We start from the raw sequence: 8,999 nt of genomic DNA, 5'->3' as shown, positions 1-8,999 counted from the left end.
CGGCACCGCCACCGGCGGCCGGCGCGGCGGCGACGGCTGCGGCGGCCGAGACGCCCCACTTCTCCTCAAGCAGCTTCGACAGCTCGGAAGCCTCGAGAACGGTAAGCTGCGAAAGCTGGTCAACCAGCGTGTTCAGGTCTGCCATGATGATGTTCCTTCGTGTCTTGGTTCAGGTGGATGTTGGTTGGTGAGGGGGTGGCTCAGGCCGCCTCCGTCTCCGCGTTCTTTTCGGCATAGGCGCTCAGCACGCGCGCGATCTGCGCCGCCGGTGCCTGGGCGATCGTCGCGATCTTGGTGGCGGGTGCCACCAGCAGGCCGACGATCTTGGCGCGCAACTCGTCCAGCGACGGCATCGTCGCCAGTGCCTGCACGCCCGCCAGATCGAGCGCGGTGGTGCCCATCGCGCCGCCGACGATCTCGAACTTGTCGTTACCCTTGGCGAAGTCGACCACCACCTTAGCGGCGGCGACCGGATCGACCGATGCAGCAAGGCCGACCGGCCCGGTGAGCATGTCGCCCAGCGAGAGATAATCGGTGCCGTCGAGCGCAATGCGCGCGAGCTTGTTCTTCGAGACCTTGTAGGTCGCGCCGGCGTCCCGCATCTTGTTGCGAAGCGTCGTCGACTGCGCCACCGTCATGCCGAGATTGCGGGTGACCACCACCACGCCGACCTCGGTGAAGGTGCGGTTCAGATCGGCGACGGCCGCGGCTTTTTCAGCCCTGTCCATTGTCGGACCTTTCCATGCCATTCTCCAGTTGGGCCGGCCGACATGCGACAGGCCCGGTTACGACCGGCCGGCATCGGGCGACGCCAACCGGATGTCCTGCGAGGGGGAAATGGCTACCGGCATCGCGCGCGACGACCGATTAAATCCTGTCCCCGTCTCGGTGGGGCATTAAGCGCCGGCGAACCGGAGCACCCACTGTCTTGGACGGCACCCGGTGGTGAACCACCGGGCAAGGCGCGCCGATAGCGGCATCGGCGCTCAAGTCAAGCGATAGCGCGTCAGGTCCGCGGTGCCAGCAGCCGCGCCATCGCGTCGCCACGGACCGACGTGCGCAGCGGCAGCCGCTCCAGCCAGGCGATGATCCCAAGCGAGGTCAGCGCCACCGCCGCCCCGCCGAGCATGTCGGCGAGATAATGCGTGCCCTCGACCGGCGTCGACAGCAGCATCGCCAGGTTGATCGCGAGCACCGGCAACCGCAGCGGGCGGTACGGCCAGGCGATCAGGATGTAGAGCACCGCCGCGGCGGTATGGAAGCTGGGGGCCGACACCAGCCCGCGCAGCTGGCCGAGGTCGATCACGTGCATCGCATGATGGCGCATCGCCGGGATCAGCTCGGGCTGCCACAGCTCGCTGGCCGGCATGTACGGGGCCGGTCCGTGCCACAGATAGGCGAAGGGGCCGACTGCGGGCATGAAGTAGAACATCGCGAGCGTGATCGCCGCCGCCACCCAGAAGGTCGCGAGCATGGTGTGCGCCTCGCGCCGCCGCCCGGTCCAGGCGAAGAAGCCGAGGATCAGCGCCGGCGTGACGTAGATCGCCTCATAGGCGATGCGCCCGGCGACCTGGAGGGCGGGGTGGGCGCAGACCAATTCGTACCAGGCGAGCCAGTTGAAGTGCAGCGCGCTGTCGATCGCCTGCAGCGCCGGGTCATAGAAGCCGTGGCTTCCCGCCGACACCGGATAGCTGCCGACCGCGCCGAGCAGGCCGATCAGCATGAACACGACCGCATATTCCACGAAATGCATCAACGCACGCAGCGGCCGCGAGCCCGATCGCGCCAGGCCAAGCCGCACCGCCACCGCCACCGCACAAACGCCGCAATAGGTCAGCGCGCCGGGCGAGCGCCAGTCGATCTCCAGCCGTGTCGCGACCAGCAGCAGCAGCAGCAGCGCGAGATTGGCCAGCATCGCCCCGGCCAAAGCCTGTCCGCGCGTCGGCAGCAGGCGGATGTCACCGCCCGACCGCTGATAGGGCCGGGCCACATCGGCGGCAGGAGGAGGGAAGTGGTACACGCCTGTTCTCTAGCCGCTGTCTCTATCCGGATCGACGGATCGCACCGCCATCAACGAGTTACGCGCCACGGACGCGCCGGGATGTGACAACGGCATGAACGATCGGTCGTCTTTGTCAACGCGACGGTGGATTTGTGCGGCCCGAAGGTATCGCGAGCGTCACACGAATGCCACACTGGCAAGCTGAAACGACAAGGGCCGGGATCGCTCCCGGCCCCGTCATTGTCGATCAGCTGAGTGCTACGCGCTCGCGACTTCGGCGACGTCGACCTTGATCCCCGGACCCATGGTCGAGGAGATCGCAATCTTGCGGACATACTTGCCCTTCGCGCCCGCCGGCTTGGCGCGCACCACCGCGTCGACCAGCGCATCGAAGTTGCGACGCAGCTCCTCGGCCGGGAACGACGCCTTGCCGATGCCGGAGTGGATGATGCCAGCCTTCTCGACGCGGTACTCGACCTGGCCGCCCTTGGCGTCCTTAATCGCTTGAGCGACGTTCATCGTCACCGTGCCGAGCTTGGGATTGGGCATCAGGCCCTTGGGACCCAGTACCTTGCCCAGCCGGCCGACGATGCCCATCATGTCGGGCGTGGCGATGCAGCGGTCGAAGTCGATCGTGCCGCCCTGAATGCTCTCCATCAGGTCCTCGGCCCCGACCACGTCGGCTCCCGCCTCACGCGCTTCATCGGCCTTTGGGCCGCGCGCGAACACGCCGACGCGCACCGTCTTGCCGGTGCCCGCGGGCAGGGTGACGACGCCCCGCACCATCTGGTCGGCATGGCGCGGGTCGACGCCCAGGTTCAGCGCGATCTCGATCGTCTCGTCGAACTTCGACGACGCGCCCGAGCGGGCCATGCCGATCGCCTCATCGACGCCGTACAGCTTGGTCGTGTCGACCGTGACGGCCTTCTGCTTCTTGGTCAGCTTCGCCATGTTCAGCCCTCCACCACGGTGAGGCCCATCGCGCGTGCGGAGCCTTCGATGATCTTCGTCGCCGCCTCGATGTCGTTCGCGTTCAGGTCCTTCATCTTGGCCTGCGCGATCTCGGCGAGCTTGGAGCGGGCGATATTGCCTGCCGACACCTTGCCCGGTTCCTTGGAGCCCGACTTCAGCCCGGCCGCCTTCTTGATCAGGAACGAGGCCGGCGGCGTCTTGATCTCGAACGAGAACGACCGGTCGGCATAGACGGTGATCTTGGTGGGGAGCGGCGTGTCCTTCTCCATCTCGGTGGTCTGGGCGTTGAACGCCTTGCAGAACTCCATGATGTTGACGCCGCGCTGACCCAGCGCCGGCCCGATCGGCGGCGCGGGCTTGGCGTTGCCTGCAGGCACCTGCAGGTTGATGTAACCGGTGATCTTTTTCGCCATTCTTCTCACTCTATAGCAGGACGGGGCGATAAACGCCCGTCCGGTCAAGTTTAGTGGTGCAAGCGCTCCGGAGTGATCCGGGGCTCCCACGGCTGTTCCCGAGCGGGAGCGGAGCCGTTAGCGGAAAGCGCCGCGAGGCGCAACGGCTTGGCCGCGGGGGCTCACACCAGGCGAGCCGCCTCGGCGATGCAGGCGTAGACGTGCGCGAGATCGCGTTCGTCGATGCAATAGGGCGGCATGACGTAGACGGTATCACCCAACGGTCGCAGCAGCACGTCGCGCTCGCGGAAGAACGCCAGCAGGCGCGGCGCGAGATCGGACAGGTAGCCGCCATGCTCCGCTCCCAGGTCGAGGGCGGCGATGGTCCCGAGCGATCGCACGTTGCGCACGTTGGTCAGCGTCGCGAGGCCGGCGAGCTGCTCGTGCTGTCGTGCGGCTAGGGCGCTGATCCGCTCCAGCACCGGCTCCTCCCGCCAGATCGCCAGGTTGGCGTTGGCGGCGGCGCAGGCGATCGGGTTGGCGGTGTAGCTGGACGAGTGGAAGAACATCCGCGACCGGTCCGGGCCGTAATGGGCGGCATAGACCGGCTCGGTCGCCATCGTCACCGCGAGCGGGATCGCACCGCCCGTCAGCCCCTTGGACAGGCACAGGATGTCGGGGACGATGCCGGCCTGCTCGCAGGCGAGGAGCGTGCCGGTGCGGCCCCAGCCGGTCATCACCTCATCGGCGATAAACAGGACGCCGTGTTGCGCGCAAATGCGGCGCATCTCGGCGAGCGTCGCGGCCGGATAGATCAACATCCCGCCCGCGCCCACGATCAGCGGCTCGCAGATGAACGCCGCCGCTCCTTCCCGGCACGCGCGTTCCAGCGCGTCGAGTGCCTCCTGCTCGCGGCCGGCGGCGGGGAAGGGGATCGTGCCGACATCGAACAGCAGCGGCGCATAGGCGCGGTTGAACACGCCACGAGCCCCGATCGACATCGCGCCGATCGTGTCGCCGTGATAGCCATGCTCCAGCACCAGGATGCGGCCGCGCGGCTCGCCGCGGTTGAGCCAATGGCCAAGCGCCATCTTCAGCGCGACCTCGACGCTGGTCGAGCCTGAGTCGGAGAAGAACACCCGCGTCAGCTCGGCCGGCATGATCGCGCACAGCCCCGTCGCCAGCGTCTCGGCCGGCTCGTGCGTCCAGCCGGCGAAGATGATCTGGTCGAGCCGGCCCGCCTGATCGGCGATGGCGGCGCTGATCCGCGGGTGGGCATGGCCGTGGGTCGTCACCCACCAGGACGAGATCGCGTCGACGATGCGCTGGCCGTCGGCGGTGAACAGCGCCGCGCCCTGGGCGCTGGCGACGAGCGGGATCGGCTCCTCCAGCCCATGCTGGGTGAAGGGATGCCAGATCGGCGACGTCACCGGAAATCCGCCAAGTCGAAGCTGTCGAGGAACGCCGCTTGCAACGTCGCGGGCGTCAGTGTGTTCAGGCGGCGCAGGCGGCCGAGGCGCTTTACCCGCGCGATCTCGGCGATGGTCGCCTCGCTGTCCTCGTTCGCCTCGCCGTTGAAGGCGACGCCCAGGATCGGCACGCCGCGGCTGCGCAGCGCCTCGATCGTCAGCAGGCTGTGGTTGATCGTGCCGAGCGCGGTGCGCGCGACGATCACCACCGGATGCCCCCAGCGCGCGAACAGATCGGCGTAGAGCAGCTGCCGCGTCACCGGCACGAGCGCGCCGCCCGCCCCCTCGACGACCAGCCTCGCCGGCGTCGATGGAGGCGTCAGTCGATCCGGGTCGATGACGACGCCGTCCAGTTCGGCGGCATGGTGGGGCGAGCAGGGCGTCGTCAGCCGGTACGCCTCGGGCAGGATGCGGTCGGCATCCACGCCCAGTGCGGCAACGGCCTGAGCGTCGCCGCCCTCGTCGAGCCCGGCCTGGATCGGCTTCCAATAGTGCGCGCCGATCGCGATCGCCAGGGCGGCGGCGAACACCGTCTTGCCGATGTCGGTGTCGGTGCCGGTAACGACGATGGTCACAGCAGCTTCGCCAAGGCCGCCGCGAGCGCCGCAAGCGCGGCTTCGTCGACGTTCAAGGTCACGGAAAGTCGCAGCCGCGAGGTTCCCGTCGGCACCGTTGGCGGTCGGACGCCGCGCACGTCGAACCCGGCGCGCTGCAGCGCCGTGGCGATCGCCATCGTGCGGCGATCGTCACCGATGACGATCGGCTGGATCGACGAACCAGAGACCGGCAGGCCAAGCCGGCGCAGTTCACAGCCGGCACTCTCGACGAGCATCCTCAGCCGCTCACGCCGCTCCGGCTCCTCGATCAGGCTGCGCAGCGCATCGCGCACGACCGCCGCGATCAGCGGCGACGGCGCGGTCGAGAAGATGAAGCCGCGGCCGCGGTTGATGATGAACTCGCGCACGATCTGCGGGGCGAGGATCAGCGCGCCCTCGCAGCCCAGCGCCTTGCCGCAGGTGCGCAGCACGACGACGTTCGGTCGGCCGTCCAACTCCGCCGCCAGCCCGCGCCCGTCCTGTCCGTAGACGCCAGTGGCGTGCGCCTCGTCGATCAGCAGCATCGCATCCTCGCGGTCGGCGAGAGCGGCGAAGTCGGCGAGCGGGGGCTGGTCGCCGTCCATGCTGTAGAGGCTCTCGACCGCCAGCCAGGGCGTGCCGGTCGCGCCGCCCCGCCGCCATTGGACGATGGCATCGGCCGCCGCGTCGACGTCGTTGTGCGCGAACGCCGCCGTCGCGGCGCGGCCCAACCGCATCCCCTCATGCGCGCTCGCGTGGATCAATGCGTCGTACACGACCAGATCGCCACGCTGGGGCAGGGTGGCGAAGATCAACGCGTTCGCGCCATAGCCGCTACCGATGAACAGCGCCGCCTCGGCTCCGAAGAAGCGCGCCGCCTCCTCCTCCAGCCGCTGATGCTCCTCGCCATGCCCGCGCAGCAGGCGCGAGCCGCCCGACCCGACCGGCACGCCGCGCCCGATCGCGTCGGTGACGGCAGTCCTCAGGCGAGTCGATCCTGCGAGACCCAGATAGTCGTTGGACGCGAAGTCATGGCCCTGGGGTAACGTCAGGAACCGCCGCCGGCCGATCGACTCAAGCTGCGCCAGTCCGCTTTCCAGGGTTTGCAATGCCGACATGCCGTTCGGCTGCGCGATAGTCGAAGGCCGAGCCGAACGAAAGCCGGCGGCCTGCTCGATCAGCCGGGCCTCAGCGCATCGTGCGCGCCGCCCTGCGGCCGCATCGCCTTGACGTCGTCGGCAGACACCGTGCCGGGAAAGCTGTTGCCGAAGTGCGAGCGGACATAGTTGGTCACTTCGGCGATTTGCGCGTCGGTGAGGTCGGCAAAGGCCGGCATCGCCTTCTGCCCGCGCAGGATCACCACGACCGGGTACATCCGCGCCGCCAGCTTCGGGTCGCCCGCCAGTGCCGGATAGGCACCGGCACCGATCGCGCCCTTGGCATCCGCCATGTGGCACCCCTGGCAAATGTGGGAATAGAGTTCCTGCCCGGTCTGCTCATGATAACCGGCACCGAACTGGGCGACGGCACCGGTCATCGCGGCGGTGAGCGCGATGCCGCCGGCGATCCAGCGAAGCGTGGCGGCTTGGGAGATGCGTGTCATGTGATCAGCCCTGCACGATGCGTTGATGAAGCCGCCCGATCGCGTCGAGCGAGGAGAGGATGGCCCCCTCCTGCCAGGCGGGGATCATCGAGGCGTGCTCGCCGGCCAGCACGATGCGGCCGTCGATCGCACACAGGTCGGCGTAATGCGCCGCCCGGCCCGCCTCGGTCCAGGAGCCGGCGCAGCCTAGCGTCCACGGCACGCGATGCCATGCGACTGCCGCGCCCGTCTCGAACTCGGCACGATATTGCGGGTGGATGTTCGCGCCATAGTCGACAGTCTTGGCGATCCGCTCCTGTGGGCTCATCGCCGTATACTCGACCGCGTTCGACCCGAAGGTATAGGCCCCGAGCAGCACGCCCTTGCCCGGTTTGAAGAAGTCGGTGCTGGGATAGCCGATCAGGCTGTTGGGCTGATCGGTATAGCTGATGCCGCCATAGATGCCGTCATCCTCCTCCCAGAAGCGCCGCTTCATCTGCAGGCCTACCTTGGCCGACGCCGCATAGGGAAGAGAGTTGATAGCCGCCTGCATCTTGTCGCCGACGGTGATCGGGATTTGGCTCAGCACCGAGGCGGGGATGGTACAGACGCACCAGTCGGCGTGCGCGGTCTGCACCGCGCCGCCGGCCACGCTGTCGACGAACGAGACGGTGACGCCGCGCTGGTCCTGCCTGATCTCGGTGACCTTGGCGTTGTAGCGGATGACGCCGTCCAGCTCGCGGCCGAACGCGCGGCCGATCATGCCCATGCCGCCGACCGGCTGAAACAGCGTCGTCTGCACGTCATAGCCATGAGCGGTGCCGATGGTGCGCCACAGCCCCGACTTCAGCAGGTCGCTCAGCGCGATCGGGTCGGTCGGGGTCGGCTGCGCGTCCAGGCCGCCGCCGGGGGGATGGTCGAAGCCGCGCCGATCGGCCGATGTCAGGTTCTTGGAATAGGCGTAATCCTTGTCGAGCGCGCCCCATTGGCGCAGCGCCTGCAGCAGGATCTCCTGATCCTCCTTGGTCACCGGCTGGGCGAGCTTCTCCTGCTGAACCGTCTTGGCGAGCAGTTCCGCGACATAGCCGTCGAAGTCCGCCTGCACCGTGCGATAGCGCTGAGGCTTGCCGCCGAACGCCTTGGTCGAATGCGCATAGGCGTTGTAGTTGACCTGAACGAACGGCTCCAGCTGCACGCCCAGCAGCTTGCAGTAATGCAGCACGCCCTTGTGGTGGTGCGGGATGCGCCAGGGGCCGGGATTGAGGTACAGCCCCTTGTCGAAGGCGATGTTCTGGGTGGCACCGCCCAGTTCGGTGAAGACGTCGCCGCCATAGAGCGACCAGTTGCGGCCGCCCGAACGGTTCTGATATTCGAGGATCTGGACTTTGTAGCCGGCCTTGCGCAGCTCATAGGCGGCGACCATGCCCGCCAGTCCCGAACCCAGGATCAGCACCGACGATCCCTTGAGAGCGCCCTTCAGATCGACCGGACCCTTGTAGGTCGATTCGGCGGCATAGGCGAGCGAGGTCATCGCCTCGTACATGACCGCGGTGCCCGCCGCCTTGCCGATCAGCGAGAAGAGCGTGCGCCGGTCCATTGTCGCGGGGATGCTGTCAGTCACGATCGACCTCTGATTGGGTTCTGGCCTCTCCCTCAACCCCGTTTTGTCCCGGAGCCATAGTGTTGAGCTAACCTAGCGACACGATCCGCTATTAGGCAACGCTTCAAATTGTAATATATTGCTGTTGCCGATCCGGGCCGACCTACAGTGCCCCGGCCGCAGCGGCGGCGCTCGCCCAGGCCCATTGGAAGTTGTAGCCGCCGAGCCAGCCGGTCACGTCGACCGCCTCGCCGATCGCATACAGCCCCGGCACCCGCCGCGCGGCCATGGTCTGTGACGACAGCTCGGCGGTGCTGATCCCGCCGACGGTCACCTCCGCCTTGGCGAAGCCCTCGCTGCCGTTGGGCAGGAAGCGCCACGCCGCCAGCGCCTGTTCGGCGGCGGCG

At 67.9% G+C, this 8,999-nt stretch carries 10 protein-coding genes and 1 pseudogene; all 11 read right to left on the bottom strand.

The annotated features are described in order from the left end of the window. Positions 1–145: pseudogene (locus HUU96_RS06645) on the bottom strand (50S ribosomal protein L7/L12); the annotation flags it as partial. Between the two features lie 55 nt (positions 146–200). Further along, a complete protein-coding gene (gene rplJ, locus HUU96_RS06640; protein WP_174292049.1) occupies positions 201–728 on the bottom strand; it encodes a 50S ribosomal protein L10 in 528 nt (175 codons plus the stop codon). 278 nt (positions 729–1,006) lie between these two features. Further along, on the bottom strand, positions 1,007–2,020 hold the full coding sequence (locus tag HUU96_RS06635; RefSeq protein ID WP_174292048.1) for a phosphatase PAP2 family protein: 1,014 nt from the start codon (positions 2,018–2,020) through the stop codon (positions 1,007–1,009). A gap of 240 nt (positions 2,021–2,260) precedes the next feature. Continuing rightward, entirely contained in the window at positions 2,261–2,953 is a 693-nt protein-coding gene (gene rplA, locus HUU96_RS06630) for a 50S ribosomal protein L1 (protein ID WP_174292047.1), read from the bottom strand. Positions 2,954–2,955: 2 nt separating this feature from the next. After that, a complete protein-coding gene (rplK, locus tag HUU96_RS06625) occupies positions 2,956–3,387 on the bottom strand; it encodes a 50S ribosomal protein L11 (protein ID WP_174292046.1) in 432 nt (143 codons plus the stop codon). Between the two features lie 161 nt (positions 3,388–3,548). After that, positions 3,549–4,796 (bottom strand): adenosylmethionine--8-amino-7-oxononanoate transaminase, encoded by a 1,248-nt coding sequence (locus tag HUU96_RS06620; RefSeq protein WP_174292045.1) that lies wholly within the window; start codon positions 4,794–4,796, stop codon positions 3,549–3,551. Then, positions 4,793–5,410 (bottom strand): dethiobiotin synthase, encoded by a 618-nt coding sequence (gene bioD / locus HUU96_RS06615; RefSeq protein WP_174292044.1) that lies wholly within the window; start codon positions 5,408–5,410, stop codon positions 4,793–4,795. The genes HUU96_RS06620 and bioD overlap by 4 nt, the downstream gene beginning before the upstream one ends. After that, the gene (locus HUU96_RS06610; protein WP_174292043.1) at positions 5,407–6,528 is read right to left on the bottom strand and encodes an 8-amino-7-oxononanoate synthase; all 1,122 of its coding nucleotides are present in this window, start codon (positions 6,526–6,528) and stop codon (positions 5,407–5,409) included. Before HUU96_RS06610 ends, bioD begins: the two co-directional genes overlap by 4 nt. Before the next feature lie 59 nt (positions 6,529–6,587). Continuing rightward, the gene (locus HUU96_RS06605; RefSeq protein ID WP_217430281.1) at positions 6,588–7,013 is read right to left on the bottom strand and encodes a c-type cytochrome; all 426 of its coding nucleotides are present in this window, start codon (positions 7,011–7,013) and stop codon (positions 6,588–6,590) included. 4 nt (positions 7,014–7,017) lie between these two features. Next, positions 7,018–8,613, bottom strand: coding sequence for a flavin monoamine oxidase family protein (locus HUU96_RS06600; protein ID WP_254605061.1), 1,596 nt, complete (start codon positions 8,611–8,613; stop codon positions 7,018–7,020). 142 nt (positions 8,614–8,755) lie between these two features. Beyond that, on the bottom strand, positions 8,756–8,999 hold a 244-nt coding region (locus HUU96_RS06595; RefSeq protein ID WP_174292042.1), incomplete at its 5' end, for an NAD(P)/FAD-dependent oxidoreductase.

The organism is Sphingomonas bacterium (genome assembly GCF_903644135.1).
Taxonomy (GTDB): Bacteria; Pseudomonadota; Alphaproteobacteria; order Sphingomonadales; family Sphingomonadaceae; genus Sphingomonas.
The sequence above is the reverse complement of the archived record's forward strand: the minus strand, read 5'-3'. Positions and strand labels throughout refer to the sequence as shown.